Here is a 26,921-nt window from a genome sequence, read left to right as displayed (position 1 = left end):
GCCGCAGCTCAGGACGCCAGCGCCGCCTCGCCCGCGGCCCGCATCTCAGCAAGCGGGCCTCGCTCGACACCGGTGAACCGCTCGAACTGCAGCACCGCCTGATGCACCAGCAGGTCCAGCCCGCCCAGCACCGTGCCGCCACGCTCCAGGCAGGCGGCGGCCAGCGCGGTCGGCCACGGGTGGTACAGCACGTCGAACAGCACCCCGGGGGTACCGGTCAGCTGCGCCGCGAAACCGTCGGTGGCACCGACCGGCGTGGTGGAGACAGTCAGCGGCCCGGCCAGCGCCCGCGCCGAGTCCGCCCAGTCGGCGGTGCGCACCGCCACCCCGAGCCTCTCCCCCAACTCCCGCATCTCGGCAGCCCGTTCGGCACTGCGCAGGTACACCGTGACCTCACCGTCGCAGATCTGCCCGAGCGCCGCCAGCGCCGACGAGGCAGTGGCCCCGGCCCCCAGCACCGCCGCCGACCCGACCCGCTCGACGCCGCGCTCCCGCAGCGCGTTGACCAGCCCGGGCACATCCGTGTTGTCACCGTGCCGCCGCCCGTCCGGCCCGAACACCACGGTGTTGACGGCGTCCACGGCCCGCGCGGTGTCGCTGACGATGTCCAGCAGCGGCAGGATCGCCCGCTTCAGCGGCATGGTCAGCGACAGGCCCGCCCACGTGGCGTCCAGCCCGGTGACGAACGCCTCCAGCCCGGCCTCGTCAACCTCGTACCGGTCATAGCGCCACCCGCTCAGGCCGAGCGCGGCATAACCGGCCCGGTGCAGAGCGGGCGAGAGCGAGTGGGCGATCGGCGAGCCGAGCACGGCGGCCCGGTGCGGACTGGTCACGAAACAGCCTTTCGGGGAGTGGGGGGGACGATGCAGGTTGACGTCGATCGGGCCCTCGGACGCGCACTCGAAGCCGCGCCGCCCGTACAGCCGCCGGACGGGGCCGCCCCGCCGCACAGCCGGCCGGACGGCCGGCCCTGCGGCGTCCAAAGCGGAGCACAGCACGACGGCGCCAAGGCTGCGGCCACGCGGCACCGGCGTGCCGGGCCGCTGCCCGCCCGGGCGGCGCGGCAGACACCCGGCCGGCGCCGGAACGCCGGGCACCTCCAGCGCCGAGGTACGCACGGGCCGGTACCCGTCGCACATCCGGCGCCGGACCCGGTGCTCGCCGTCGCGGGCGAGGCGTTCCGGGCCGGGGCGCATCGCCGCCGCCCTCGGCTCGACCATGCCTCCAGGTCCGCATCCGTCGCGGGGCGCAGCGCCCGAGCCGCGGCCCGGACGGTCACACGGCGCCCCGGCGAGTGCGGGCCGTCCACCGGCCCTCGCTGTGGCCGATCCGGATCGGGTGCCGGAAGCACTCGGAGACCAACTCGGTGGTGAGCACCTCGGCGGCCGGTCCGGCGGCGGTGGCCAGGCCGTCGCGCAGCAGCAGCGCGTGGCTGGTGGTCTCCGGCAGCTCCTCCAGGTGATGGGTGACCAGCACGGACGCCACCTCCGGGAAGCGCCGGCGCAGCTCGTCCAGGCTCTCCAGCAACTGCTCGCGCGCGGTCAGATCCAGCCCGGTCGCGGGCTCGTCCAGCAACAGCAGCCGCGGCGCGGGCATCAATGCACGGGCGATCAGCACCCGCCCGCGCTCCCCCTGCGAGAGCGTCGTCCAGGCACTGTCGGCCCGGTGCCCGACGCCCAGCGTGTGGATCAACTCCTCGGCGTGGTCGAGCTGTTCGGCCGTGGGCTTGCGAAACGGATCCGGCTCGATCGACTGCGTGACACCGGTCAGCACCACCTGCCGCACCGTCAACGGCGAGCGCAGCGGATGCCGCGGATTCACATGCCCGAGGTGCGCCCGCAACTCCCGCACATCCACCCGCCCGAGCTGCCGCCCGAGCACCTTCACACGGCCCGCCGTCGGATGCTGAACCGCCCCCAGCAGCGAGAGCAAGGTGCTCTTGCCCGCCCCGTTGGCCCCGAGCACCGCCCAGTGCTCCCCCGCCCGCACCGTCAGCGACACGTCCTTCAGCAGGTACCGCCCGTCGCGGACCACATCCACACGTTCGGCCTCCAGCAACGGTGCCCCGGCCGGGTGCTCCACGCTCTGCGACGTCTCCATGCGCCTCACGCTACCGGCTGCACCCGACCCACCCGCAAAGCCGTATCGCCTGCCGGACCGGTCGGCGGTGTTCTGCGGTCAGGACGTGCAGGTGACGCTCTTGGCGTCGTACTTCTTGCCCCTGCCGATGCACCACGCCTCGGTGTTCTTGGCGTGCTCCGCGCCGGTCACCGCGAACTTGGTCTCCTGCGGCGAGACGGCCAGCCAGAACACCCAGTCGCCCGGCGTCGGGTTGAGGACGGCGTCGAGCGCCTCCTGGCCGGGGTTGCTGATCGGGGTCGGCGGCAGTCCCGGGTTGATGTACGAGTTGTACTTGTTCGAGCCGTCCTTGATCTCCTGATCGGTCAGCTTGGTGCGGCCCAGCGAGTACTGGAGAGTGGTGTCCACGGCCAGCTTGTGCTGGGTGACGTTGGTGGTCAGCCGGTTGGAGATGGCGCGGGCCATCTTGCCGAAGTCCTCGGAGTTGTTGCCCTCGGCCTGCAGAATGCTGGCCTCGGTCACCACCTCGTACGCGTTCTTCAGGCCGATCCTCTGCGCCGCCTCGTCCAGCTTGAGGTCGTTGTACTTCTGGACGGCGTTCGTCACCATCTGCTTCAGCAGTTCCTCGGGCTTCATGCCGTCGGCGACCGAGTAGCGGGTCGGCCAGAGGAAGCCTTCCAGGTTGTTGTTGGCGTACGCGGGCAGACCCAGACTGCCGGCCTGCTCCTTGGCGATCTTGGCGGTGGTGCCCTTGTCGAGCTTCAGCTTCTCGTCGATCTTGGCGTAGATCTCCACGGCCTTCAGGCCCTCGGGAATGACCAGCGCGTTGCCGCCGTTCGACTCCAGCAGTACCTTGAACGCCGCGGCGGCGGACATCTGGTGCTTCATCGTGTAGACGCCGGGCTGGATGCCTCGCCCCTTGGGGTCCTTCTCGTACGCGACGCTGAACGCCTTGATGCTCTTGACCACGCCGGCGTCCTTCAGGGTCTTGCCGATCGCGTCGCCACCCGCGCCGGAGGCGACGGTGATGTTGACCGAGCCCGTGCCCTCGCCCTCGAAGTCCGGCGGCGGGCCGAACCGCTCCTGGTACATGCCGTAGCCCCACCAGCCGGCGCCGCCGGTCGCACCGAGCAGCACCAGGGCGACCACCAGGCAGGCGCCGCGGTTGCGGCGGCCGGACTTCTTTCCCTTCTCCTTGCGCTTGCGCTCGGCCTCACGGGAGTTGTCCTGCTCGGAGAAGAAGGCGGCGGTCCCGCCCTCCTCCTCGGCGTACTCGTCCTCGGCCCACTGCTCGGACTCGCCCGCATGCTCGTCGTACTCGTCCGGCTCGGCCACGGCGGGCGCCGAACCCGGGTTGTCCAGCGCGGCGGCCTCCGCCTCCCAGTCGATCCCGTCCGGACCGGGCCCACCGGCCGGCTCGGCCACCCGGGCCTGCGGCGCGACCTGCGGCTGCACCTGCTGCGGCATGCCCGGCTGCGGCTGCACCTGCTGGGGCATGCCCGGCTGCGGCATGCCCGGCTGCTGAACGCCCTGCTGGGGCATCCCCGGCTGTATCGGCTGCTGCATCCCCTGCTGGACGAACTGCTGCTGACCGCCCTGCGTCGCCCCGCGCTGCTGCGGGTAGCCCTGCCCGCCCATCGGCATCTGCTGCTGCGGAACCTGCTGCTGCATCGGCTGCCCACCCGGGAAGCCCTGCTGCTGGACGAACTGCTGCTGCGCGAACTGCTGTTGACCGCCCTGCGTCACCCCCTGCTGGGGCACGCCCTGCTGCGGATACCCCTGCGGCTGCTGCTGGACGAAGCCCTGCTGCTGCGGGTAACCCTGGCCACCCATCGGCATCTGCTGCTGCGGAACCTGCTGCACCTGCTGCACCTGCTGGACCTGCTGCTGCGGCACGCCCTGCTGCGGAAACCCCTGCTGCGGCACACCCTGCTGCGGCACACCCTGTTGCGGTACACCCTGCTGCTGCGGGTACCCCTGCGGATACTGCTGGCCGAAGTCCTGCTGGCCGTACGGAGGCTGCTGCTGTTCACCGGGGAACCACGCCTGGTCGCCCTGGGCGCCGTAGCGCCCGCTCTGATCAGTCATCGATCCCCTTACCGCGTCCAGGGTGTCCGTCGAACCGGCGTGCTAGTGCCGCCCGTTCTGGGAGACGTTACCGTACCGCAGCGTAGCCAACGGGCGTCACTCCCTGTTGTTCAGGGAACGGAAGGTGAGGGGCCGGAGTCGGTCGGGGACGGGTTCTGTGCGCGGTGTGCGTTGAACTCGTCGACGTTCTTCCGATGTTGGTCCGCGCTGTCGGTGAACCGGGTGTCCCCGGGTTGGACGGTCACGAAGTACAGCCAGTCACCGTCGGCGGGGTGGATCGCGGCGCGCAGCGCGTCCCGGCCGGGGTTGCCGATGGGGGTGGGCGGCAGGCCGGAGTGGGCGTAGGTGTTGAACGGGGAGTCGAGCTTGGTGTCGGCCACGGTGGTGGTGAGGGTGGAGCGGCCGAGCGCGTAGTTGATGGTGGAGTCGAGCTGCAGCGGCATGTTCCTGGCGAGCCGGTTGTAGACGACCCGGGCGACCTTGGTCATGTCCTCGGGGTTGTCGGCCTCGGCCTGGGCGAGGCTGGCGACGGCGAGCAGGCCGTAGGGCGTGACGTTGTTCGCGGCGGCGGCCTCGGCGACGGCGCCGCTGCCCAGCTCGCTGCCGGCTTCCTTCACCATTTCCTGGAGCAGACCGAGTGCCGTGCTGTCGCCGGTGATGGGGTAGCTGGCCGGGAACAGGTACCCCTCCGGGTGACCAGTCGCGTCGGCGGGCAGCCCGAGTTCGGCGAGGTGCTCCTCGACGGTGGCCTTGGTGGTACCGGCGGCCAGGCCGAGCCGGGTGTCGATGGCGGCGTAGATCTGGGTCGTGCGCCAGCCCTCGGGGATGGTCAGGGCGTTGGCGTTGGCGGGGTCGAGCAGCACGTTGAGTGCGGCGCCGGCCGACATCTTCTCCTTGAGGGTGTAGGTGCCGGGTTGGATCCGGTTGCTGGCCGGGCTCTTGGCGGCGGCCTCGGTGAACGCCCGGGTGGAGGCGATGACGTGTTTGGCCGTCAGGGTCTTGCCGATCTGGGTGATGCTGGCGCCCTGGGCCACCGAGACCTGCACCCGGCCGCTGCCGGCGCCGGTGAAGTCGGGGGCGGGTTTCTTGCCCTCGGGCCAGGCCAGGAACACCGCGACGGCGGCGGCCGTCGCCACCCCGAGCAGGCCGGCCACGCTGAGGCAACAGGCCGCGCCGGTGCGCAGGCGGCCGGGGTCGGGCGGTTCGACACCGTACGGCAGACCGGGCGGGGCGCCCTCGGGTTCGAGGACGGGGGCGCCGAGGTGGCCGGGGGTGAGCCCGGGGGCGGTGTACGGGTCGGTCAAGGCGGGGCCTCCCGGCGGCGGGCAGCGATCGGGGCCCGTGCGGACGCGCGTCCGCACGGGCCCCGGATCGGAACCTAGCCCCGGCCGGTCAGGCCATCGGCTCGACACTCTCGCCGGGTGCGCGTCCGCTCACCCGTTCGGTCTCAAGGGCGGCCTGGAGGATCACCACGGCCGCGGCCTGGTCGATCACCGAGCGGCCCTTCTTCGAGGACCGGCCGGAGGCGCGCAGTCCGGCGGCGGCGGTGACGGTGGTCATCCGCTCGTCCACCAGCCGCACGCCGACCGGGGCGACCAGCGCGGCCAGCCGGCCCGCGTAGTCGCGGACCTTGGCGGCGGCCGGGCCTTCCTTGCCGCTCAGCGAGCGCGGCAGGCCGACGACGACCTCGATCGCGTCGTACTCCTCGACGATCGCCTTGAGCCGGGCCTGCGAGCGACCCCCGGCGGGGACGGTCTCCACGGGCGTGGCGATCAGCCCGTCGGGGTCGCAGACCGCGACCCCGATCCGGGCGTCACCGACGTCCACGGCGATCCGCCGGCCGCGCCGGAAGACCTTCTCTTCGACGCTGTGATCCTCACTCACGCGCGCTCGGCCACCAGTGCCCGCACGGCCTCGATCGCCTCGCCGACCGCGGCCGGGTTGCTGCCGCCGCCCTGCGCCACGTCGTCCTTGCCGCCACCGCCGCCGCCGAGCGTCTTCGCCGCGGTGCGGACCAGCTCGCCGGCCTTGATGCCGCGGGCGCGGGCGTCCTCGCTGGTGGCGATGACGGTCAGCGGGCGGTCGTTGGCGACGGTGAACGCGGCGACCACGGCCGGGCGGTTGCCGAGCCGGGCGCGGACGTCCAGCACCAGCTTGCGCAGCTCGTCCGCACCGGTGCCGTCGGCGACCCGGGCGGCGACCAGGGCCACGCCCTTGACGTCCTCCGCGCCTTCGGCCAGGCCCGCGGCGGCCTGCAGCACCTTCTCGGCGCGGAACTTCTCGATCTCCTTCTCGGCGTCCTTGAGCTTGGCGAGCATGCCGGAGATCTTCTCCGGGAGCTCCTCCGGGCGGCCCTTGACCAGCTCGGTGAGCTGGGAGACCACGGTGTGCTCGCGGGCCAGGAACTTGTACGCGTCAACGCCGACCAGCGCCTCCACGCGGCGCACGCCGGAGCCGATCGAGGACTCGCCGAGCAGCTTCACCAGGCCCAGCTGGGCGGTGTTGCCGACGTGCGTGCCACCGCACAGCTCCTTGGAGAAGTCGCCGATGGTGACCACGCGGACCGAGTCGCCGTACTTCTCGCCGAACATCGCGATGGCGCCCTGCTTGCGGGCCTGGTCCATCGTCATGACCTCGGCGGTGACCTCGAGCTCGCGGGTCAGCACGTCGTTGATCTTCTGCTCGACGTCGATCAGCACGCTGCCGGGCACGGCGGCGGGCGAGCCGAAGTCGAAGCGGAAGCGGCCGGGCGCGTTCTCCGAGCCGGCCTGGGCGGCCGTCGGGCCGAGCGCGTCGCGCAGCGCCTGGTGGGTCAGGTGGGTCGCCGAGTGGGCGCGGGCGATGGCCCGGCGGCGCTCGGTGTCGATGGTGGCGTACGCGGACGCGCCGAGCACCACCTCGCCGAACAGCACCCCGCCAGAGTGCACGATGACACCCGGCACCGGCTGCTGCACGTCGCGGATCTCGACGACCGCGCCGGAGTCCAGCCGGATCCGGCCGTGGTCGGCGAGCTGGCCGCCGCCCTCGGCGTAGAACGGGGTGCGGTCGAGGATCAGCTCGACCTCGTCGCCCTCGCCGGCGGCCGGCGACGGGACGCCGTCCACCAGCAGGCCGACCACGGTGGCCTCGCCCTCGGTGGCGGTGTAGCCGGTGAAGACGGACGCGCCGGCGCTGTCGGCGACCTCGCGGTACGCGGCGACGTCGGCGTGGCCCATCTTCTTCGCCTTGGCGTCCGCCTTGGCGCGGTCGCGCTGCTCCTGCATCAGGCGGCGGAAGCCGGCCTCGTCCACCTGCAGGCCCTGCTCCTCGGCCATCTCCAGGGTGAGGTCGATCGGGAAGCCGTAGGTGTCGTGCAGCTTGAACGCCTGCTCGCCGGAGAGCACCACGCCGCCGCCGGCCTTGGTCTCGGTGACCGCGGCGTCCAGCAGGTTGGTGCCGGAACGCAGGGTCTGGAGGAAGGCGTTCTCCTCGGCGACCACGACCGTCTCGATGCGCTTGCGGTCGGTCTCCAGCTCCGGGTACTGCGGGGCCATCGCCTTGATCGAGATGTCGATCAGGTCCTTGGCGACCGGCTCGGTGGCGCCCAGCAGGCGCATGTTGCGGATCGCCCGGCGCAGGATGCGGCGCAGCACGTAGCCGCGGCCCTCGTTGCCGGGGGTGACGCCGTCGCCGACCAGCATCAGCGCGGTGCGGAAGTGGTCGGTGACCACGCGCAGCGAGACGTCCGACTTGTGGTCGGCGCCGTAGCTGTGGCCGGTGAGCTCGGCGGCGCGGTCGAGGATCATCCGGCTGGTGTCGATCTCGAACAGGTTGTCGACGCCCTGCAGGACGGCGGCGAGGCGCTCCAGGCCGAGGCCGGTGTCGATGTTCTTGCTCGGCAGGTCGCCGAGGATCTCGAACCCGTCCTTGCCGTCGCCGTGGCCGCGCTCGTACTGCATGAAGACCAGGTTCCAGATCTCCAGGTAGCGCTCGCCGTTGACCGCCGGGCCGCCCTCCTCGCCGTACGCGGGGCCGCGGTCGTAGTTGATCTCCGAGCACGGGCCGCACGGGCCGGGGACGCCCATCGACCAGAAGTTGTCCTTCATGCCCAGGCGCTGGATCCGCTCGGACGGGACGCCGATGACGTCGCGCCAGATCTGCTCGGCCTCGTCGTCGTCCTTGTAGACGGTGATCCAGAGCTTCTCGGGGTCCAGGCCGTAGCCGCCGTCCGCGACGGAGCTGGTGAGCAGCTCCCAGGCGAACTTGATGGCGCCTTCCTTGAAGTAGTCGCCGAACGAGAAGTTGCCGCACATCTGGAAGAACGAGCCGTGCCGGGTGGTCTTCCCGACCTCCTCGATGTCCAGGGTGCGGACGCACTTCTGCACGCTGGTGGCACGCGAGAACTGCGGCTTGACCTCGCCGAGGAAGTACGGCTTGAAGGGCACCATGCCGGCGTTGACCAGCAGCAGGGTGGGGTCGTCGGCGACCAGCGAGGCCGACGGTACGACGGTGTGGCCGCGCTCCTCGAAGAAGCGCAGCCAGCGGCGGCGGATCTCTGCCGACTCCATCAGTGGGGGTCCTTCCGATCGGTCGTGCGGCCCGGCAGCTCGCGCTGACGGGGCTTGGCAACGATTGCCTGGGGGGTGGTGCGGCGGGTGCCGCGGGACGTGGGCAGGGCGGCGGCCGGGGAGCCCGGGGCCGCCGAGATAGCTCGGTCCCCGCCCGACCCGGCCGCGCCGCTGAGGGTGCGGCGGCGGGGCGGTTCGACGACCGCGGTGCCGTCCAGGCCGAGGTCGGAGCGCAGCTGCTGCTCGCGCTCGACCATGCCGGCCTTCACGTCGCGGGCGAACTGCCGTGCGGCGTCGCCGAGTTGAAGCGCGCCGCGGGCGGCGCTGCCGGACAGCGAGTCGGGCGTGAGGCGGTGCACCGCCTCGTTGGCCTTGTTCATGGCCCAGACGGTGGCGCCCGCGCCGACCGCCATCCAGAAGATCCTGCGCACCATCGCCGGTCAGCCCCTCACGGCCCGGCGGACCCGGGCCAGCAGCCCGCCGCGCGGCGCGGTCGCGGCCCGTACCTCGGCCCGGATCAGCCGGGCCAGTTCCTCGCGCTCACCGCTCTGCTGCGGCACCGCGGGCCCGGCCTGCTGCCGGTTCACGGCCCGGCGCACGCCGTAGCTGAACGCGGCCAGCTTCACCAGCGGCCCGCCGACGGTGGCGGCCACCGTGGAGGACAGCGCCTTGGCGTCGGCCGCGGCGTCCTGGACGTTGGCGGTGATCTCGTCCACCCGCTCCAGCTGCTCGTGCGCGCTGCGGACGGCGGCGTTCGCGTCCTGCAGCAGCGGCACGGCCTGCTCGGTGACGGCGGAGACCAGGACGGTGGCCTCCCGCAGCACCCTGGACAGCCGGACCAGGACCACGGCGAGCAGGGTGACCAGGACCGCCCAGAAGACGGCGACCAGCAGCCCGGCCAGCTCTCCCACGGACACCTTCGCGCGCTCCCTCGCCTGTGCCAGTCACACTCGTGCAATTTCAGGGTGCAATCCCAGGGTTGAACCCTACCGTGACTGCCGACCGCTCCCCGACCGGATATCGGCAGGTCCGCCCCGGCTCCGAACCGGTCGGATGTGCGAACACGGCGCGTAACCTACCGCCCGGTCACCTCGTTGGGGAGTTGGCTCGCGGAGTACGGGCCCACCGGTCGAACGGGTTCCTAGTGACGGGGGCGTCCCTTGGACGGCATGGCGGCAGCGTCGAGAGGGCCGGGCCGGCTGCCCGCCGAAGCCACCGCGTTCGTCGGCCGGGCCGCCGAACTCGACGCCCTTGCCGCCCTGCTGGGCCGCTCCCGGCTGGTCACCGTGACCGGCCCGGGCGGCGTCGGCAAGTCCCGGCTGGCACTGCGGGCCGCCGCCCGGCTGGCCCCCGGCTTCCCGGACGGCGCGCACCTCGCCGAGCTCGGCCGGCTGCGGGACGGGCTGCTGCTCGGCCGCACCGTGCTGGCCGCACTGGGGCCGGCCGGGCCCACCGCCCGCGCGCCGCTGGAGGCGCTGGCCCACCGGCTCGCCGACCGCCGCCTGCTGCTGGTGCTGGACGGCTGCGAGCAACTGGCCGGAGCGTGCGCCGAACTGGTCGACACGCTGCTGCGCGCCGCGCCCGGGCTGCGGGTGCTGGCCACCTCCCGGCAGTCACTGCGGGCGGCCGGCGAGCACCTGCTGCCGCTGGCCCCGCTGCCGGTGGAGCCGGCCCCCGGCCGGGCCGACTCGGAGGCCGTGCTGCTGTTCGCCGACCGGGCCGCCGCCGCCCGCCCCGGCTTCCGCCTGGCCGCCGCCAACCGCGCCGAGGTGGCACTGCTCTGCCGCCGCCTGGACGGCCTCCCGCTGGCCCTGGAACTGGCTGCCGGCCGCCTGCCCGCGCTGTCCGTGGAGCAACTGCTGGCCCGGCTGGACGACCGCTTCCGGCTGCTCACCGGCGGCGGCCGCACCACCCCGGCCCGGCACCGGACGCTGCGCACCGCGATCGGCTGGAGCCACGAACTCTGCACCGCGCAGGAACGTTTACTCTGGGCCCGCCTGTCGGTCTTCGCCGGCGACTTCGACCTGGACGCCGCCGAGTACGTCTGCGCCGGCGACGGGCTGGACCTCGACGACATCCTCGCCCTGCTCGACTCGCTGGCCGACAAGTCCGTCCTGGAACGCCGCGACGGCGAACCCGCCCGGTTCCGGATGCTCGACACCCTGCGCGACTACGGCGGCCACTGGCTGCGGACCGGCGAGGACCACCGGCGGCTGCTGCGCCGCCACCGCGACTGGTACCTGTCCGTCGCCACCTGGGGCGAGGTCGAATGGTTCGGCCCCCAGCAGGCCGAGACCGCCGAACGCACCCGCCTCGCCCACCCGAACCTGCGCGCCGCCCTGGAGTTCTCGCTCGCCGAACCCGGCGAGGAACAGTCCGCCCTGGCCCTGGCCGGCACCCTCTGGTACTTCTGGCTCGGCACCGGCCGCCTCGGCGAGGGCCGCCACTGGCTGGACCGCGCCCTCGCCCGCGCCCCCGAACCCACCGAAGCCCGCGCCAAGGCCCTCTGGGTCACCGGCCACCTCGCCGCCCTCCAGGGCGACGAGGACCGCGCCCGCCCGGCCCTCGCCGAGTGCCACCGCCAGGCCCTGGACACCGGCGACCGGCGGGCCCTCGCCCACGCCGTCCACCGCCGGGGCTGCGCCGCCCTGCTCGGCGACGACCCGGCCCGCGCCGCCGAACTCCTCGACGAGGCACTGCGGCACTACACCGCCCTCGGCGAACTCGACACCCACGTCCTGACAGCCATGGCGGGGCTCGCCCTGGCCCACCTGTCCCTCGGCGACGGCCCGAACGGCACCGCCTGGGCCGAACGCGCCCGCGAGCACTGCGAGCAGCACGGCGAGCAGTGGGCGCACGGGTACTGCCTGTACGCGCTGGCCCGGGCCCGCCGGCAGTCCGGCCGGCCCCGGGCCGCCAGAGACTTCGCCCGCGAGTCGATCCGCCTCGCCCATCCGCTGCGCGACCCCCTCGGCACCGTCCTCGCGCTGGACCTGCTGGCCCTGCTCGCCGCCGAGGACCCCACCCCCGACCCGTACCAGGCCCGCGTCCTCCAAGGCGCCGCACACCGCCTCTGGACGGACCTCGGCACGCCCTTCTTCGGCTCCCGCACCTTCGGCCGCCCGCACCGCGCCTGCGCCCGGCGCACCCGCGCCGCCCTCACCGGCCAGCAGTACGAGGAAGCCTTCCGCCTCGGCACCGGCCTCGACCTGGACGCCGCCGTCCGCCGCGCCCTCGGCGCCTGAGGCCGTTCGGGGGGCGGCCCCGGGGGCCCGGAAACGGGAAACGCCCCCGCGGTCCGAGGACCGAGGGGGCGTTCCGCTCGCGGGTCAGCGCGAGTAGTACTCGACGACCAGCTGCTCGTCGCAGACAACCGGAACCTCGCGGCGCTGCGGCGCGCGGTCCAGGCGGAAGGCCAGGGCCTTCAGGTTGACCTCGAGGTACTTCGGGGTCTGGCCCTCGCCGGCGTTGCCACCCTCGCGAGCCACCTGGAAGGGGACCTTCTCCTTGGACTTTTCCTTCACCGTGACGACGTAGCCCGGCTTCATCTGGAACGACGGCTTGTTGACCTTCGAGCCGTTGACCTCGATGTGACCGTGCACGACCATCTGGCGGGCCTGGTAGATGGTGCGGGCGATGCCCGAACGCAGAACCAGGGCGTCGAGGCGGACCTCCAGCAGGGCGACGAGCGCCTCACCGGTCTTGCCCTCGACCTTCTTGGCGGCCTCGAAGGCACGCGCCATCTGCTTCTCGCTGAGGTCGTACTGCGCGCGCAGACGCTGCTTCTCGGTCAGACGGACCTTGTAGTCAGAGTTCTGCTTGCGGCCACGGCCGTGCTGGCCGGGCGGGTACGGGCGGGCCTCGAAGTACTTGACGGACTTCGGGGTCAGCGGAACGCCGAGAGCACGGGCGATCTTGACCTTGGGGCGCTTCTGGTTCGCCATGTTTCCTTTTCCTGTTCAGATACGGCTGTCACCAGGTGTTGACGGAGGACGCTTCTCGCGGCCCGGAGAAAAACCGTCCGTCGCCGGATGGTCAGCCGCTCTCCGCGACCGGGCACTATGTGCTTGCACACGAGAGGCCCACCGACCGGGAAAGGTGGTGGGCTGCCCGCGACACCGAAAACCGGTGCGCGCCGCTCCTGGAGAACTCCCTTGCGGGAGGCCTCCGTTGGTTGCCCCGCTGGTGCGGCCGGTCGCTCCTCGCGGAACCCCGGGCCCGGGACACACTGCGAACAGTCTACAGGCTGCGACGACCGGGGTTCACTCGCCCTTGAGCCGGGCCCTGGTCCACTCCGCGATCTCCGCGTACCGGGCCTCTCCCCCGCGCTTGGTCGGCTTGTAGTACTCCTTGCCGTGCACCGCGTCCGGCGCGTACTGCTGCGCGGCGATGCCCTCCGGCAGGTCGTGCGGGTACTGGTAGCCCTTCCCGTGCCCGAGCTTCTTCGCCCCGCCGTAGTGCGCGTCCCGCAGGTGCGCCGGCACCGCGCCCGCCAAGCCCTGCCGGACGTCCGCCAGTGCGGCGTCGATCGCCAGGTACGCGGCGTTCGACTTCGGCGCCAGCGCGAGCGCGATCGCCGCCTGGGACAGGATGATCCGCGCCTCCGGGAAACCGATCAGCGCCACCGCCTGCGCGGCCGCGACCGCCGTCGGCAGCGCCGTCGGGTCGGCCAGACCGATGTCCTCACTCGCCGAGATCATCAGCCGACGCGCGATGAACCGCGGGTCCTCCCCCGCCTCGATCATCCGCGCCAGGTAGTGCAGCGTGGCATCCACATCACTGCCCCGGATCGACTTGATCAGCGCGCTCGCCACGTCGTAGTGCTGGTCGCCGTCCCGGTCGTACCGCACCGCCGCCTTGTTCACCGCCGTCTCGGTCGCCGCCAGCGTCAGCACGCCCCCGCCCTGTTCCAGCGCCGCCCCCGCAGCCGCCTCCAGCATGGTCAACGCCCGCCGGGCATCACCCCCGGCCAACCGCACCAGATGGTCCTCCGCCTCCTCCGCCAGCTCCACACTCCCGCCGAGCCCACGCTCGTCGGTGGTCGCCCGGCGCAGCAGGACGCGAATGTCCTCGTCCGTCAGCGACTCCAGGGTGAGCAGCAGCGACCGCGACAGCAGCGGGGAGATGATCGAGAAGTACGGGTTCTCGGTGGTCGCCGCGATCAGCGTCACCCACCGGTTCTCCACCGCGGGCAGCAAGGAATCCTGCTGCGCCTTCGAGAACCGGTGGATCTCGTCCAGGAACAGCACCGTCTCCCGCCCGGTCATCCCGACCGCCCGACGGGCGCCCTCGATCACCGCGCGGACTTCCTTGACCCCGTGCGTGATCGCCGAAAGTTCTACGAACCGGCCCTCCACCGCCTGGCTGATCACATGCGCGAGAGTCGTCTTCCCCGTCCCCGGCGGCCCCCACAGGATCACCGAACTCGTCGCCGCCGGCCCCTTGGCCCCCGCGACCAGCCGCCGCAACGGCGACCCTTCCTTCAACAACTGCTGCTGCCCCGCCACCTCGTCCAAGGTCCGCGGCCGCATCCGCACCGCGAGCGGGGCGCGCCCCGGCTCGGCACTCTGGCGTTCCTCGGCTGCATGCGTGAAAAGGTCGGGCTCGTCCACGAGACGCAACCCTATACGGCGGGAAAACAGGGGCGCGGGGAACTGCGCGAAGGGGAACGCACCACGTCCGCAAGATCGCGACGCAGGACGGTGACCTGCACGTGGAAGCGCCCCGGCGGACCGTTATTGCGGCCGGTGCAGCAGCACGACGTCGAACTCCTCCATCCCGTAGATCACCGTCCCCGAAGCCCTGCTCGCCGCCGCGCGCACCGCGGCCTGGGCCCCGCGCGAGGCATCGAACGCCCCGCGGTCCGCGAAGATCGTTCCGACCACTCCTACCGACCGCCCGCGGTCGATGAGCATGGCGGCCCCCACGTACCCGTCGATCTCCCTGATCGCCGGCAGGCCGCTCTCCTCGAAGCCCTTCACCACCCCGTCCAGTCGCGCCTCGTCGAACGCGAAGCGGGTCAGCCGGAAGCCTCCGTTCTCGACGGCGGGCCCGGGTTCCGCCGCGGCGACGTCCCAGCGGTTGACGGCGACGGTCGCGGCGAACGGCACCAGCAGCGTGTCCCGGCGGTCGGCCAGCGCGGTGTCACTCGCGGCCTCGTGTTCGGGGGTGTCCCACCAGGAGCCCATGGTGAGGGTGCCGAGTGTCCGGTTGGCGAAGAGCCCGTAGCCGCGATAGCCGGGCTGCGCGGAGAGGAGTTCGACGGACTCGCCGCGCAGCGCGTCGAGGCTGTCCTCCAGCAGGGCAGGGTCTCCGGTGGCGTAGACGGTGCGGACATACATGGAGTGCCTCCAGCCGTTGCGGGATCCCCTCCATCGCAAACCCGCCGAACCGCACCGGTCAACCGGGGGCGGTCACCGCGCGAGCAGGGTCGCGGCGTGGTCGAAGACGTACTTCTGGAGGTCGCGCGGCGGCCGCTGGTAGCCGCGCGGTTCGGGCCGGGGAGGGAGGGTGATCGCGGGGCGGACCACCTCGTGGTACGGGACGGAGGAGAGCAGGTGGGCGATCATGTTGAGGCGGGCGCGGCGTTTGTCGTCGCTGTCAACGACGTTCCACGGGGATTCGGGAATGTCGGTGTGGATGAACATCTCGTCCTTGGCCCGCGAGTACTCCTCCCAGCGGGTGATGGATTCGACGTCCATCGGGGAGAGCTTCCACTGCCGCATGGGGTCGTCGAGGCGGTCACGGAAACGGCGTTCCTGCTCGATGTCGCTGACCGAGAACCAGTACTTGCGCAACACGATGCCCGCCTCGATGAGCATCCGTTCGAAGGTGGGGCACTGGTGGAGGAACTGCCAGTACTCCTCCTCGGTGCAGAAGCCCATCACCTTCTCGACGCCGGCCCGGTTGTACCAGGACCGGTCGAACAGCACTATCTCGCCGGCGGCCGGGAGTTGCTCGACGTAGCGCTGGAAGTACCACTGGCCGCGCTGGCGTTCGGTGGGGGCGGGGAGGGCGACGATCCGGGCGTTGCGGGGGTTGAGGTACTCGGTGACGCGTTTGATCGCGCCGCCCTTGCCGGCGGCGTCCCGGCCCTCGAAGATCACGACCATCCGGATGCCGTCGCTGCGGACCCATTCCTGCATCTTGACCAGTTCCTGCTGGAGCCGGAGCAGTTCGGTTTCGTAGATCCCCTTGGGGACGCGCCGAACGCTCTTGGCGCCGCCGGACTTCTTGCCTCGCTTGGGATCCGCCACTTCGCATGCCTTTCGCTCACCGTGCCGCCGACGATCACTCAGGCTACGGGCCGCCGGTGGTCGACGCAGGTCGGCCGACGGCCAGTGGCGGCATGGAGTCAGAGTTCGTCGAACGGCGCGGGGTAGCGGCAGACTCCGTGCGGGACGCGGTCCGCGCCCGGCAGTGTGAGCACCTGGAAGTACATGTCGGGGACGTCGTACGGTCCGCTGATGCGGTGTTCGGAAGCGGGCGCGAAGCCGAACCGGCCGTAGTAGCCGGGGTCGCCGAGGACCACCACGACGCGCTCGCCGGCCTCCGCGGCGGCGGTCAGCGCGGCCCGCACCACGGCGCTGCCGACGCCCTTGCGCTGCCACTCGGGGGCGACGGCGACGGGTGCGAGGGCAAGGCCCTTGCCGTTGCCGATCTTCAGCCGGGTGAGCAGGGCGTGGCCGATGACGACCTCGCGGGCATCGACGGCGACCAGGGAGAGTTCGGGCAGCCAGGCGGGGTCGCGGCGCAGCGCGTCCACCAGGTCCGCCTCTTCGGGGCCTGGGAAGGCCGCCATGTGTACGCGCCGGGTCTCGGCGGTGTCGCTGGGGAGTTCAACTCTGGTTCGTACGGTCATCCTTGACCCTTCTTGCGCCCTGCACCCCGTCGTGCAGCGTTCCGGCCCCGGGCGGTGCGAGCCTACTCCTGGTGGGCGCGCACCGGCCGGGGCCGGAACGAATCGTGATCTTTGTGATGTTCCGTCAGTTTTCGACGGTGCGTCAGACGGCTTCAGGCGCCGCGCGTCGGACGGTGCGTCAGGCGGTGGGCTCGGCCTCCGCCTTGGCGGCCTCCTTGGCCTTGGGCTTGGCGTCCACACCGGCCTCCCGGCGCTGGGCCGGGGTGATCGGGGTGGGGGCGCCGGTCAGCGGGTCGCCGCCGGTGGAGGTCTTCGGGAAGGCGATGACGTCCCGGATGGTGTCGTAGCCGCCCAGCAGGGTGACCACGCGGTCCAGGCCGAGCGCGATGCCACCGTGCGGCGGCGGGCCGTAGTTGAAGGCGTCCAGCAGGAAGCCGAACTGCGAGGCGGCCTCCTCCTCGGACAGGCCGATCGCGTCGAACGCCCGCTTCTGCACCTCGCGCTGGTGGATACGGATCGAACCGCCGCCCAGCTCCGAGCCGTTGAGCACCAGGTCGTACGCGTTGGAGAGCGCGCTGCCCGGGTCGGTGTCGAAGGTGGCGAGCGACTCGGCGGTGGGCGCGGTGAACGGGTGGTGCACCGCGTGCCAGCCCTGGAACTCGCCCTTGTCGTCCTCGATCGGCTCGAACATCGGGAAGTCCACGACCCAGAGGAAGGCCCACTGGGACTCGTCGATCAGGTTGCAGCGGCGGCCGATCTCCAGGCGGGCCGCGCCGAGCAGCTCCTGCGAGGCGGTCTTCTTGCCGGCCGCGAAGAACACCGCGTCGCCGGGCTTGGCGCCGGCGGCGGCGGCCAGGCCGGCCAGGTGCTCCTCGGACAGGTTCTTGGCGACCGGGCCGCGCAGCTCGCCGGTCTCGGCGTCCACCAGGACGTACGCGAGGCCGCGGGCGCCGCGGGCCTTCGCCCAGTCCTGCCAGGCGTCGAGCTGCTTGCGGGGCTGCGAGGCGCCGCCGGGCATCACGACCGCGCCGACGTACGGGGCCTGGAAGACCCGGAACTCGGTGCCCTTGAAGTACTCGGTCAGGTCGGTGAGTTCCTGGCCGAAGCGGACGTCCGGCTTGTCGGAGCCGTAGCGCGACATGGCGTCGGCGTACGTCATCCGCGGCAGCGGGTTGGGGATCTCGTACCCGTGCACCTCGCGCCAGATCGCGGCGATGATCTTCTCGCCGAGGGCCAGGATGTCCTCCTGGTCGACGAACGAGGCCTCGATGTCCAGCTGGGTGAACTCCGGCTGCCGGTCGGCGCGGAAGTCCTCGTCGCGGAAGCAGCGGGCGATCTGGTAGTAGCGTTCCATGCCGGCCACCATCAGCAGCTGCTTGAACAGCTGCGGGGACTGCGGCAGCGCGTACCAGTGGCCGGGCTGGAGGCGGACCGGGACCAGGAAGTCGCGGGCGCCCTCGGGGGTGGAGCGGGTCAGGTACGGGGTCTCGATGTCGAGGTAGTCGTTCGCCTCCATCACCGAGCGGATGATGTGGTTGACCTTCGAGCGCAGCCGCAGCGCGCGGGCCGGGCCCTCACGGCGCAGGTCGAGGTAGCGGTAGCGAAGCCGCACCTCCTCGTTGACCGAACCCGGCTCGTACTCGGCGACCTGGAACGGCAGCGGCGCGGCCTCGGACAGCACCTCGATGGACTCGACCACGACCTCGACGGCGCCGGTCGGAATGTCCGGGTTCTCGTTGCCCTCGGGGCGGACCCGGACCTCGCCGATCACCTTCACGCAGTACTCGGAGCGCAGCCCGTGCACCGACTCCAGGTCGCGGACCACGACCTGCACGGTGCCGGAGGCGTCCCGCAGGTCGATGAAGGCCACGCCGCCGTGGTCACGGCGGCGGGCCACCCAGCCGGCCAGGGTGACGGTGGTGCCGGCGTGCTCCGGTCGGAGCGTGCCCGCGTCGTGCGTGCGGATCACAGCTGCTTCTCCTTCAGGGTGGTGACGAGCGCCTCCAGGGAGACGGGGGTCTGCTCGCCGGACTCCATGTCCTTGAGCTGGACCACGCCCTCGGCGAGGTCCCGGTCGCCCGCGATCAGGGCGAAGCGCGCTCCGGACCTGTTCGCGGACTTCATGGCGTTCTTGATGCTCTTGACGCCGAACGCGAGGTCGGTGGCGACACCGGCCCGGCGCAGCTCGACGGTCTTCGCGAACAGCACGTTCTTGGCTTCCTCGCCGAGCGCGACCGCGTACACCTCGGTGGTGACGGGCAGGTCGAGCTCGATGCCTTCGGCCTCCAGCGCGAGGAAGGTGCGGTCCACGCCCAGGCCCCAGCCGACCGAGGGCAGCGCCGGGCCGCCCAGCATCTCGGACAGGCCGTCGTAGCGGCCGCCGCCGCCGATCGCGGACTGCGCGCCGAGGCCGCCGTGCACGAACTCGAAGGTGGTGCGGGTGTAGTAGTCCAGGCCGCGCACCAGCTTGGGGTCGTCGACGAACGCGACACCGGCGGCGGTGAGCAGTTCGCGGACCTTCTCGTCGTACGCCTTGCAGTCCTCGCACAGGTAGTCGCGCAGCATGGGCGCGTCCACCAGCTGGGCCTGCACCTCGGGGCGCTTGTCGTCGAGGACGCGCAGCGGGTTGATCTCGGCGCGGCGGCGGGTGTCCGCGTCCAGGTCGAGGCCGGTCAGGAAGTCCACCAGCGCGGTGCGGTAGACCGGGCGGCACTGCGCGTCACCGAGCGAGTTCAGCAGCAGCTTGTACTCGCGCAGGCCGAGCGAGCGGAAGGCGTCGTCGGCCAGGATGATCAGCTCGGCGTCCAGCGCCGGGTCCTCGGCGCCGAGGGCCTCCGCGCCGACCTGCGAGAACTGCCGGTAGCGGCCCTTCTGCGGCTTCTCGTAGCGGTAGAAGTTGCCCGAGTACCAGAGCTTGACCGGCAGGTTGCCGAGCTTGTGCAGGTTGGCTTCCAGCGTCGCCCGGACCACCGAGGCGGTGCCCTCGGGACGCAGCGCCAGGTCCTCGTTGCTCTCGGGGCGCTTGGCGATGCGGAACATTTCCTTGGTGACGATGTCGGTGGACTCGCCGACGCCGCGGGAGAACAGCTTGACGTCCTCGAACACGGGCGTCTCGACGTAGCCGTACCCGGCGCGGCGCAGCGGCGCGGACAGCCGCTCGCGGATCTCCAGGTAGGCCGCGGAGTTCACCGTGGGCAGCAGGTCGTAGGTGCCCTTGGGGGCGGTGAAGGTGCTCAACTTCTCTTCCGTCACATTCCTCGTCGCGGGAAAGCCTGGGCGCCGACCGCCCCTGCTGCCTGCTGGAGGTAGGGGTTGGTGGCGCGCTCTCGGCCGATGGTGGTCTGCGAGCCGTGGCCGGAGAGCACCACGGTCGCGTCGTCGAGGGGCAGGCACACCCGGGCCAGTGAGCGCATGATCGCGCCGCTGTCTCCGCCCGGGAGGTCGGTACGCCCGATGGAGCCGGCGAACAGCAGGTCGCCCGAGAACAGCACCGGAGGAATGTCCTGAGCTGAGGGTGTCCTGAACGTCACCGACCCCTTGGTATGGCCGGGCGCATGATCGACGGTGAGCCGCATGCCGGCGAGTTCCAGCACGCCGCCGTCGGTCAACTCGCGGACGTCGTCCGGTTCGCCGACGGTGATCGAGCCCATCAGCTGCTGCCCGAGGGAGCGCCCGAGGGCCCTCTCGGGGTCGGCCATCATGTACCGGTCCTCGGGGTGGATCCAGGCGGGCACGCCCTGGGCGCCGCAGACCGGGACCACCGAGGCGATGTGGTCGATGTGCCCGTGGGTGAGCAGGACCGCGACCGGCTTGAGCCGGTGCTCGCGGATCAACTCCTCGACGCCGCTTGCCGCTTCGTGCCCGGGATCGACGATCACGCACTCCTCACCGGCGGCGGGAGCGACCAGGTAGCAGTTGGTGCCCCAGGCCCCGGCGGGGAATCCGGCGACGAACACGCGAGTCCTTCGTTTCGTAACGGTGGCGGTCTTGTTTCCCCCGCAGCCTACCGGCGGCACGGGGCCGCGGGCGAACCGGTTCCCGCGCGCGTTCAGGCCTTTCTCATGTGGCATTGATCCCGTACTGACGCGCGGGGTCCCTACACTTGGCCGCCGACGGGTGCGACGATGCGCACACGACAGTCACAAGTCCCACTCCCCACAGTGCAGTAGGAGACACGGCCGGTGGTCAGCAGCGAACAGCGGCGGCGACAGCTCGCCCGCGAGAAGTACGAGCGCCAGATGCAGGCGCGCGCCGAAGCGGCGACCAAGCGCAAGAAGCGCAACGTCGTGGTGGCCTCGGTGGCGGCCCTGGTGGTGCTGGCGGGCGTCGGAGCGACCGCGGCCGGTGTGTTCGGCTCGGACAAGAAGGACGACAAGAAGGCGTCCGCCGCGCCCGCCCCGTCGGAGAGCGGCAAGAAATGGGCGGCCGAGCCGGCCATGTCGATCGACGCGGCGGCGCCGTACACCGCGACGCTGGACACCTCGGTGGGCAAGGTCACCCTCTCGCTGGACGCGGCGAAGGCGCCGCACACCGTCAACTCCTTCGTGTTCCTGGCGGGTCAGCAGTACTTCGACAACTCCACCTGCCACCGGCTCACCACCGACGGCATCTTCGTGCTCCAGTGCGGCGACCCGACCGGCACCGGCCGCGGCGGCCCCGGCTACCAGTTCCAGGACGAGAACCTGACCGGCGCGACCTACCCGGCGGGCACCGTGGCGATGGCCAACGCCGGCCCGAACACCAACGGCAGCCAGTTCTTCCTGGTCTACAAGGACACCCAACTGCCGCCCCAGTACACCCCGTTCGGCAAGATCACCGGCGGCCTGGACGTGCTCCAGAAGGTCGCCGAGGCCGGCGTCAAGGGCGGCCAGACCGACGGCCCGCCGGCCACCCCGGTCGACCTCAAGGCCGTCACCGCGGCCAAGGGCTGACCCGCCGCGAAAATCGACCGGCGCCGGATGCGGACAGCACCGGCGCTGGTCGCCTATGTTGCTGTTGTATAGGGTGCCCAGCACCGTCGGCCGTCACCCTCGGCACGACAACGACGGCTCGGGACGGCGGACTCCATCGGTCCGCCGCACATCAACTGTGGACGACGCTCCCGCCCGTGGGCGTGGCGTCATGTGGAGGAGGCGCTGTGAGCAGCGACCCGTGGGGCCGTGTCGACGAGCAGGGGAACGTCTACGTGAGGACGGCCGACGGCGAACGCCAGGTCGGCTCCTGGCAGGCCGGCTCCCCCGAGGAGGCCCTCGCCTACTTCGAGCGCAAGTACCAGGGCCTGGAGGCGGAGATCGCGCTCCTGGAGCACCGGGTGCGCAAGACCGACCTGGCCGCCAAGGAGGCGCAGACCGCGCTGGAGCACCTGCGTTCGCAGGTCGTCGAGGCGCACGCGGTCGGTGACCTGGAGTCGCTGACCAAGCGCCTGGACACGCTGGCCGGTGAGATCGAGACCCGGCAGAGCGAGCGCAAGGCCGCCCGGGCGAAGGCCCAGGAGGAGACCCGCGCCGCCAAGGAGGCGCTGGTCGCCGAGGCCGAGCAGCTCGCCGACTCCAACCAGTGGCGGGAGGCCGGCGACCGGTTGCGCGCCCTGGTCGACAACTGGAAGGCGCTGCCGCGCCTGGACCGCAAGAGCGACGACGAGCTGTGGCACCGCTTCTCGCACGCCCGCTCGGTGTTCTCCAAGCACCGCAAGGCACACTTCGCGGCCCTGGACTCGGAGCGCGACCACGCCCGCGCGGTCAAGGAGAAGCTGGTCGCCGAGGCCGAGCAGCTCGCGAACTCCACCGACTGGGGCCCGACCGCGGCCGCCTACCGTGACCTGATGACCCGCTGGAAGGCCGCCGGCCGCGCCCAGCGCGAGGCGGAGGAGGAGCTGTGGGCCCGCTTCCGCGGCGCCCAGGACGTCTTCTTCCAGGCGCGTTCCGCGGTGTTCTCCGAGCGTGACGCCGAGCAGGGCGAGAACCAGAAGGCCAAGGAGGCGCTGCTGGTCGAGGCCGAGGCGATCCTGCCGATCACCGACCTGAAGGCCGCCAAGGCCGCGCTGCGCGACATCGCCGAGCGCTGGGAGGCGATCGGTCACGTCCCGCGCGACGCCCGTCCGAAGCTGGACGGCCGGCTGGCCACGGTGGAGCGTGCCGTCCGCGAGGCCGAGGAGGCCGAGTGGCAGCGTTCCAACCCGGAGGCCCGGGCCCGCGCCACCGGCATGACCGCGCTGCTGCAGTCCGCCGTCGACAAGCTGCAGTCCGACCTGGACAAGGCCCGCGCGGCCGGCAACACGTCGAAGGCCGCCAAGCTGGAGGCGGAGCTGGCGGGCCGTCAGGCGCTGCTCGACCAGGCGCAGAAGTCGCTGCAGGAGTTCAGCTCCTGACACGGCTTCGGCAAAAGGGGCCCGGTCGCCGTTCGGCGGCCGGGCCCCTTGTCGTGCTGCCCCGGTTGTCGCTGCCGAGATCGGCGGCGGTGAACGCGTTGTCGCCTTCGGCCTGTCCGATCAGTGCGGTGTCGGGGCTGAGGAGTCGCATGAGGCCGAAGGCCACGGCGTACCGGGGGACGTGCGTCGATCGCGGTCCGGTCGGGGCGGGCGCGATGCCGCGTGCGGATTCCCGGCCCTTGTGGCCGGTGAGGTGTGCGGTGGGGCCGTCCATGTGGCCGGGCTCGGCGATGATCGCCCGGTGCAGGCGTGCGGCGACGCCCCCTTGTTCGGCGGCAAGGACGGGCGGATCGGCGCGGTGCGCGACAGAGCCGTCACCGGCCTGTTCCAGGACCTGTCGGCGGCGCCGACCCGCTGACTCTCGAACTGGCCGGGGCCCTCGACGGCCCCACGGCCGAGGCCGCATTCCGCTCGACGATCCACGCCACGCTGCGCGGATGGACGATCCCCTCGGCCGTCTGCTCCTCCTGAAGGATCACGGCAGGCCCGGGGTGGCGGCCGCCCCTTCCCCCAGCTCGATCCCGCCGAAGCCCGTCCCCCGCACGAGCAGGGACACGCGCCTCCGTGGCGCGGCACGGCCCGCCCAGGACCGCGATCCCTCAGATCGTGGTCGGGCCGGCCTCGGGCTGGAGCTGGTCGATGTCCACGCTCTGGTCGGGGCCGGGGGTGGCGGAGGGCACCGGGGTGCCGAACTCGCTGAATTCGACCGCGCCGACGGACTGCTCCAGCCGCAGCGGCACCGGCGACCCGTCGGTGGCCACGTACAGGGTGGCGGTGCCGCTGTCGGTGCCGCGGGTGAGGGCGATCGCCGGGCGGCCCTGGACGGTGCTGGTGGCGCCCTTGGCGAGGTCGCTCGCGGTGCTGCCGAGCTGGTCGGCGAGGGCGCCCAGGTCGCACAGGCCGGCGATGTCGCCGAAGTCGGGGTCGTCGCTGGTGGTCTTCAGGTAGCGGTCGCCGACCGCGTCGGCCAGCGCGGATCCGCCGTGGCTCTGCCAGAACGCCTGGTCGGGTTTGACCCACAGCTCCTGCCCGGCCTTCACCACCTGGAAGCTGCCCACACCGGCCTGACCCAGCGTGCCGGTGCAGTTGCCCGCGGTGTCCAGCCGCAGGTCCATGGTGATTGCCTGGCCCTCGCCGCCGACCGTGCCGACCGCCCGGACCGCGTGGGCGTCGGTGAGGGCCTGGACGGACTGCTGGAGGATCTCCTCGGCCGATCGGCCGGCCACCCCGTTGTCGCTGCCGGGGGCCGGGGTGGTGACGCTCTGGCCGGCCGCCGCCGGGCTGCCCGCGGCGGCCGGTCCGGCGGAGTGCCCCGAGCCGCCGCAGCCGGCCGTCAGGGCCGCAACAGCCGCCGCGACGGCCACCGCCGTCGTCGTCCGAATCGCGTGCACGGTGCCTCCGGGAATGAGCGGGCCGCCCCCACCCGGCCAGTGTCGGCGGGGCGGGGGCGGCCTGCACGCGGAGTGCTCGCGCGGGGTGCTACTTGTTGCGGGCGGAGGTGACCCGGTACACGTCGTACACGCCTTCGACGCCGCGGACGGCCTTCAGCACGTGGCCGAGGTGCTTGGGGTCGCCCATCTCGAAGGTGAACCGGCTCATCGCCACCCGGTCGCGGGAGGTCTGCACCGCCGCGGACAGGATGTTGACGTGTTGGTCGGAGAGCACCCGGGTGACGTCGGACAGCAGCCGGGAGCGGTCCAGCGCCTCCACCTGGATGGCCACCAGGAACACCGAGGACTGGGTGGCCGCCCACTCGACGTCGATGATCCGCTCGGGCTGCTGCTGCAGGGACTCGACGTTGACGCAGTCCGCGCGGTGCACCGAGACGCCGTTGCCGCGGGTGATGAAGCCGACGATCGGGTCGCCGGGCACCGGCGTGCAGCAGCGCGCCAGCTTCACCCACACGTCGTCCACGCCCTTGACGATCACGCCCGGGTCGCCCTTGGCCCGGCGACGCATCGAACGCGGCTGGTGCGACGGGGTGGTGGTCTCGACGAGGTCCTCGACCGCGCCTTCCTCGCCGCCCATCGCCTGGACCAGCTTCTGCACGATGGCCGGCGCGGCGACGTGGCCCTCGCCGATCGCCGCGTACAGCGAGGAGATGTCCGGGTAGCGCATCTCGTGGGCGAGGGTGACCAGCGAGTCCCCGGTGAGGATCCGCTGGATCGGCAGGCCCTGCTTGCGCATCGCCCGGGCGATCGCCTCCTTGCCCTGCTCGATCGCCTCCTCGCGGCGCTCCTTGGAGAACCAGGCGCGGATCTTGTTCCGGGCCCGTGGCGACTTGACGAAGTTCAGCCAGTCCCGGGACGGGCCGGCGTTCTCCGCCTTCGAGGTGAACACCTCGACCGTGTCGCCGTTCTCCAGCGTCGACTCCAGCGGCACCAGCCGGCCGTTCACCCGGGCGCCGATGGTCCGGCAGCCGACCTCGGTGTGCACCGCGAACGCGAAGTCCACCGGGGTGGCCTTCGCGGGCAGCGCTATCACGTCGCCCTTCGGGGTGAAGACGAACACCTCGTTGCTGGACAGGTCGAAGCGCAGCGACTCCAGGAACTCGCTGGGGTCCTCGGTCTCCTTCTGCCAGTCCAGCAGCTGCCGCAGCCAGGCCATCTCGTTGACCGCGTCGGCCTTGTCGTGCTGCCGCTTGTGGGTCGGGGTGTCGGTGCGCACCTTGGACGCGCCGGCCACCGCCCGCTGCTTGTACTTCCAGTGCGCGGCGATGCCGTACTCGGCGCGGCGGTGCATGTCGAAGGTGCGGATCTGGAGTTCGACGGGCTTGCCGCCGGGACCGATCACCGTGGTGTGCAGCGACTGGTACATGTTGAACTTGGGCATCGCGATGTAGTCCTTGAACCGCCCCGGCACCGGGTTCCACCGCGCGTGGATGGTGCCCAGCGCCGCGTAGCAGTCGCGGACGGTGTCGACCAGGACCCGGATGCCCACCAGGTCGTAGATCTCGGCGAAGTCCCGGCCCCGGACGATCATCTTCTGGTAGACCGAGTAGTAGTGCTTCGGGCGGCCCGTCACCTGCGCGGTGATCCGCGCCCCGCGCAGGTCGCCCTGCACCTGGTCGATCACGGTCGCCAGGTACTCGTCGCGCTTCGGGGCACGCTCGGCCACCAGCCGGACGATCTCGTCGTACATCTTGGGGTAGAGGATGGCGAAGGCCAGGTCCTCCAGCTCCCACTTGATGGTGTTCATGCCCAGCCGGTGCGCCAGCGGGGCGTAGATCTCCAGCGTCTCGCGGGCCTTCTTCTCCTGCTTCTCCCGCTTCAGGTAGCGCATGGTGCGCATGTTGTGCAGCCGGTCGGCGAGCTTGATCACCAGGACCCGCGGGTCCTTGGCCATCGCGACGACCATCTTGCGGACGGTCTCCGCCTGCGCCGCCTCGCCGAACTTCACCCGGTCCAGCTTGGTGACGCCGTCGACCAGCAGCGCCACCGAGTCGCCGAAGTCGTGCCGCAGCGTCTCCAGGCCGTAGTCGGTGTCCTCGACGGTGTCGTGCAGCAGGCCCGCCATCAGCGTCGGCGCGTCCATGCCCAGCTCGGCCAGGATGGTCGCCACCGCCAGCGGGTGCGTGATGTACGGGTCGCCGCTCTTGCGCTTCTGCCCGCGGTGCCACTTCTCGGCCACCGCGTACGCCCGCTCGATGTCCTTGAGCAGGGCCGGGTCGGCCTTCGGGTCGTTGGCCCGGATGGTCCGGAACAGCGGCTCCAGCACCGGGTTGACCATCGAACTGCGCTGTCCGCCCAGCCGAGCGAGGCGAGCCCGCATCCCGCCGGGCGAAGGGCGGGAACTGGCAGTCGCAGACGTGGGCACAACCTCGTCGGGCAAGGACACTCCTACGTGCAGACGGATCAACCTTCATCGTACCGGCGGCACGGTGGCCTTCCGCGCCCGGCCGACCCCTCCCCACATGGAA

21 protein-coding genes are annotated in these 26,921 nt (G+C 71.9%); 3 read left to right on the top strand and 18 right to left on the bottom strand.

The features are described from left to right. Positions 1-8 precede the first annotated feature (8 nt). The 8 genes from ACFV18_RS28570 to ACFV18_RS28535 form a co-directional block, all read right to left on the bottom strand. Positions 9-833 carry a shikimate dehydrogenase gene (locus ACFV18_RS28570; RefSeq protein WP_380488137.1) on the bottom strand — a complete coding sequence of 275 codons (825 nt, stop codon included), beginning with the start codon at positions 831-833 and terminating at the stop codon, positions 9-11. A gap of 442 nt (positions 834-1,275) precedes the next feature. Beyond that, on the bottom strand, positions 1,276-2,100 hold the full coding sequence (locus tag ACFV18_RS28565) for an ABC transporter ATP-binding protein (RefSeq protein ID WP_380488070.1): 825 nt from the start codon (positions 2,098-2,100) through the stop codon (positions 1,276-1,278). A 78-nt stretch (positions 2,101-2,178) separates the two neighbouring features. After that, a complete protein-coding gene (mltG, locus tag ACFV18_RS28560) occupies positions 2,179-4,167 on the bottom strand; it encodes an endolytic transglycosylase MltG (protein ID WP_380488068.1) in 1,989 nt (662 codons plus the stop codon). 110 nt (positions 4,168-4,277) lie between these two features. Next, positions 4,278-5,471, bottom strand: a complete 1,194-nt coding sequence (mltG, locus tag ACFV18_RS28555; RefSeq protein WP_380488065.1) for an endolytic transglycosylase MltG — start codon at positions 5,469-5,471, stop codon at positions 4,278-4,280. Between the two features lie 88 nt (positions 5,472-5,559). Next, a complete protein-coding gene (gene ruvX / locus ACFV18_RS28550) occupies positions 5,560-6,051 on the bottom strand; it encodes a Holliday junction resolvase RuvX (RefSeq protein ID WP_380488063.1) in 492 nt (163 codons plus the stop codon). Then, complete coding sequence (gene alaS / locus ACFV18_RS28545) at positions 6,048-8,714, bottom strand: alanine--tRNA ligase (protein WP_380488062.1); 2,667 nt, start codon at positions 8,712-8,714, stop codon at positions 6,048-6,050. Before alaS ends, ruvX begins: the two co-directional genes overlap by 4 nt. Then, positions 8,714-9,148 carry a DUF6167 family protein gene (locus ACFV18_RS28540; RefSeq protein ID WP_380488060.1) on the bottom strand — a complete coding sequence of 145 codons (435 nt, stop codon included), beginning with the start codon at positions 9,146-9,148 and terminating at the stop codon, positions 8,714-8,716. Before ACFV18_RS28540 ends, alaS begins: the two co-directional genes overlap by 1 nt. Positions 9,149-9,154: 6 nt before the next feature. Further along, positions 9,155-9,631 (bottom strand): DUF948 domain-containing protein, encoded by a 477-nt coding sequence (locus tag ACFV18_RS28535; RefSeq protein ID WP_380488058.1) that lies wholly within the window; start codon positions 9,629-9,631, stop codon positions 9,155-9,157. Between the two features lie 252 nt (positions 9,632-9,883). Here ACFV18_RS28535 and ACFV18_RS28530 point away from each other — a divergent pair, with 252 nt between their 5' ends. Then, positions 9,884-11,959, top strand: a complete 2,076-nt coding sequence (locus ACFV18_RS28530) for an ATP-binding protein (protein ID WP_380488056.1) — start codon at positions 9,884-9,886, stop codon at positions 11,957-11,959. A gap of 84 nt (positions 11,960-12,043) precedes the next feature. Here ACFV18_RS28530 and rpsD read toward each other — a convergent pair whose 3' ends face one another. The 8 genes from rpsD to ACFV18_RS28490 all read right to left on the bottom strand — a co-directional run bounded on the left by rpsD (position 12,044) and on the right by ACFV18_RS28490 (position 20,531). Then, the gene (gene rpsD, locus ACFV18_RS28525; RefSeq protein WP_035860039.1) at positions 12,044-12,658 is read right to left on the bottom strand and encodes a 30S ribosomal protein S4; all 615 of its coding nucleotides are present in this window, start codon (positions 12,656-12,658) and stop codon (positions 12,044-12,046) included. Positions 12,659-12,976: 318 nt separating this feature from the next. Next, a complete protein-coding gene (locus ACFV18_RS28520) occupies positions 12,977-14,326 on the bottom strand; it encodes a replication-associated recombination protein A (protein ID WP_380488054.1) in 1,350 nt (449 codons plus the stop codon). 123 nt (positions 14,327-14,449) lie between these two features. After that, positions 14,450-15,055, bottom strand: coding sequence for a hypothetical protein (locus tag ACFV18_RS28515; protein WP_380488052.1), 606 nt, complete (start codon positions 15,053-15,055; stop codon positions 14,450-14,452). 72 nt (positions 15,056-15,127) lie between these two features. Beyond that, positions 15,128-15,904 (bottom strand): polyphosphate kinase 2, encoded by a 777-nt coding sequence (ppk2, locus tag ACFV18_RS28510; protein WP_380488136.1) that lies wholly within the window; start codon positions 15,902-15,904, stop codon positions 15,128-15,130. A 164-nt stretch (positions 15,905-16,068) separates the two neighbouring features. Further along, positions 16,069-16,575, bottom strand: coding sequence for a GNAT family N-acetyltransferase (locus ACFV18_RS28505; RefSeq protein WP_380488050.1), 507 nt, complete (start codon positions 16,573-16,575; stop codon positions 16,069-16,071). 178 nt (positions 16,576-16,753) lie between these two features. Beyond that, positions 16,754-18,544, bottom strand: a complete 1,791-nt coding sequence (gene aspS, locus ACFV18_RS28500) for an aspartate--tRNA ligase (protein WP_380488048.1) — start codon at positions 18,542-18,544, stop codon at positions 16,754-16,756. Next, positions 18,541-19,812, bottom strand: a complete 1,272-nt coding sequence (gene hisS, locus ACFV18_RS28495) for a histidine--tRNA ligase (RefSeq protein WP_380488046.1) — start codon at positions 19,810-19,812, stop codon at positions 18,541-18,543. Before hisS ends, aspS begins: the two co-directional genes overlap by 4 nt. Before the next feature lie 11 nt (positions 19,813-19,823). After that, positions 19,824-20,531 carry an MBL fold metallo-hydrolase gene (locus tag ACFV18_RS28490; RefSeq protein ID WP_380488043.1) on the bottom strand — a complete coding sequence of 236 codons (708 nt, stop codon included), beginning with the start codon at positions 20,529-20,531 and terminating at the stop codon, positions 19,824-19,826. 225 nt (positions 20,532-20,756) lie between these two features. Here ACFV18_RS28490 and ACFV18_RS28485 point away from each other — a divergent pair, with 225 nt between their 5' ends. Beyond that, a complete protein-coding gene (locus ACFV18_RS28485; RefSeq protein ID WP_380488041.1) occupies positions 20,757-21,506 on the top strand; it encodes a peptidylprolyl isomerase in 750 nt (249 codons plus the stop codon). Between the two features lie 206 nt (positions 21,507-21,712). Beyond that, a complete protein-coding gene (locus tag ACFV18_RS28480; RefSeq protein ID WP_380488039.1) occupies positions 21,713-22,942 on the top strand; it encodes a DUF349 domain-containing protein in 1,230 nt (409 codons plus the stop codon). 659 nt (positions 22,943-23,601) lie between these two features. Here ACFV18_RS28480 and ACFV18_RS28475 read toward each other — a convergent pair. Then, positions 23,602-24,393, bottom strand: coding sequence for a hypothetical protein (locus tag ACFV18_RS28475; protein ID WP_380488037.1), 792 nt, complete (start codon positions 24,391-24,393; stop codon positions 23,602-23,604). An 88-nt stretch (positions 24,394-24,481) separates the two neighbouring features. Next, positions 24,482-26,773 carry a RelA/SpoT family protein gene (locus ACFV18_RS28470; protein ID WP_380488034.1) on the bottom strand — a complete coding sequence of 764 codons (2,292 nt, stop codon included), beginning with the start codon at positions 26,771-26,773 and terminating at the stop codon, positions 24,482-24,484. Positions 26,774-26,921 lie beyond the last annotated feature (148 nt).

Source organism: Kitasatospora sp. NPDC059673, assembly GCF_042734215.1.
In the GTDB taxonomy this organism is placed as follows: Bacteria; Actinomycetota; Actinomycetes; order Streptomycetales; family Streptomycetaceae; genus Kitasatospora.
Note: the sequence above shows the minus strand (reverse complement) of the source record. Positions and strands in the feature narration are given on the sequence as shown.